The 2,237-nt window shown below is 45.4% G+C and carries 1 protein-coding gene; it reads left to right on the plus strand.

Translation table 11 applies throughout. From position 1 onward, the window contains the following. The first annotated feature begins 261 nt into the window (after positions 1-261). On the plus strand, positions 262-1,629 hold the full coding sequence (locus tag LLG96_12595; protein MCE5251048.1) for a hypothetical protein: 1,368 nt from the start codon (positions 262-264) through the stop codon (positions 1,627-1,629). Positions 1,630-2,237: the final 608 nt, after the last annotated feature.

Raw genomic sequence — 2,237 nt, forward strand, 5'->3', positions numbered from 1 at the left:
CCGAAAACCGGTTGTGACCGCGGGGCTTTTCAATGGGGTTGATACATCAGAAGCTCCAAAGGGTGTTATGCTGTATATAATCAATGCATTACAATGCATTTCATCGTGGATATTTGGGTGGACGTCAGCGTGTAAACATGTCCCCAAAATTATTCGGGGATCGGAACTTCGTGACGACCCTTGACAACTTATATCCAAATAAATTGTGTATATCACAACGCTTTTAAGTGAACCGTATTGACCTTAAAGAGGTAATCCTCCATGAAAAGGAGAAATTTCATTTCTCATGCAACCATGCAACTGTTGAGTCTTTCTGCGGCATCATCGCTCCTGGCAATGGGCGAAAACAATAAAAACGAAACCTTCGGCGTATTGCCATCGGGGAAAAGGGCTGTCACAAAAATCGGGAAATGGTCTCTTGCCGAAATTCGCGCGGTATTCGAAAAAGAATACAAAGAAAAGATAATGACCTACTGGAACGAACAGGAAGAACCTGTCGTAGACTGGAAATACGGAGGCTATTTCGCGGGTAATCCGACACGTCACCCGACTCCGAAAGATGCAAAATGGCTTTATTACCAGGGACGGATTCTATGGCTGTATTCCTATTTTTATAACTATTTCGGGCATGACGAATTCCATTTGAGAGCGGCAAAATGCGGTTACGATTTTCTGACAAAATACGCCCAGGATTTCGGTCCTGAAGGGTATGGCTGGGCGGATGTCCTGAGCCGTGAGGGAAAAGATATCAGCATGCTGCATGATACCGATGCTTCCATCGATATGCTCATGGGACTTGTCGAATACTATCATGCAACCGGCATAGAGGAAGCGCGGGAGCTTGCAGTAAAGACCGCGAACCGTCTTATCAAGGTCATGCTCGACCCGAGTTTTCAGAGCCCGGAGCATCAGGGCTGGTTCGAACCCGGAGTATCCCTGATGGGTAACTGGGTACACTATCTGAGCGCCCTTACTCCTCTGTTGAAATACATCGACGACCCGGGAGTCGAAAAAATCGCTCAGTTCGTGATGAGACTTTTGCTGGAGCATCATTTCGATCCCGAACTGGGAATATTCTTTGAATCGATATCCCTCCGCACCATGAAACCGCACCCGAAATCCTACATACATGAAAACTTCGCACGGGTCTGTACCAGTTTCCATTCGATGCAGGCATCATGGATGTGCATGGATGAGTCGCTTCGAGAGGAAAATGTGGAAATGTTCAGAAAAAGCGAACATGCCGGGAAACTTCTCATGGAAAAATGCTGGGCGGAACGAGACGGCAAACAGGGACTCATGGCCATCTACCGTCCCGACCAGAGCGATCCTTTTGCCGAGCCGCCGGTTCTTCCCAAATACGAGGATACCAACGGGATACATTCGGATTATGTCAACAAGGAGGTGTTCGTTTTCTGCCTCCTCGCACTCGAGCACGACCCCGATGCGCAGTGGGCCGCGGACTGGTTCGACAAGGCATTCACCTATTCATATGTGACCGATCCGGTTAAATGGCCGTACCATTGCACGTTACATAACCCGCGGGGCGATATGTTTTCGATACAAATTCTGAACAGAATGATCGAGCGAAAGGAAAAAGTATCCGACTTTTTCGAGAAGTATTCATAAACCGATCTTTTCATGAAATAATAGAACGCGGATTTGCGCGGATTTGGCGGATTTTTTCTACAGTGGGCAACCACGGGGGGTTGCCCCTACAATAAAAAACAGGTTCATCAGATTAATGTGTACCTCGACATAATGAATTGCTATAAATGCCCTCATAATAGGGTTTGAGAGGTAAAGATTCTCAATCCCCCGTTTAAGAAATGTGTTGCTCCGTGGCTGTCAAGGCAAAGACAAGTTCGCCTGCGGCGAAGCCTTGACAGACAGACATTTTCAAGTGATTTTTTGGAAAAAGTATCTTTTTCGGTATTGCCTGTATTAACTGTGTAATTATCTGTTATTTCGATTTTTACCTTCAGGTACTCATTATTCGGATGGCTCTAAAGAATTAAAAAGCTTTGTTATCAATAAAATATCGGAATCGTTATATTGGGAACAGTATAACCCATGATTATGTATCAGCAGTAATCAATAGTGTCCGGTTAAAATTGTTATAAAAGTTCGAAATATCCTGTAAACAGGGCATTTACCGGCATATGGATTGTTTTAGATTTGATTGTTACCCCTTTTCTCCACCCTAACTCACCCCCTGCCCCCTCTCTTGCCACAAG

It is taken from the genome of bacterium (assembly GCA_021372535.1).
Lineage (GTDB): Bacteria > Latescibacterota > Latescibacteria > Latescibacterales > Latescibacteraceae > JAFGMP01.

Excerpts from the sequence above, each read along its gene's own strand:
- LLG96_12595 (MCE5251048.1), top strand. The coding sequence starts at position 262 with ATGAAAAGGAGAAATTTCATTTCTCATGCAACCATGCAACTGTTGAGT.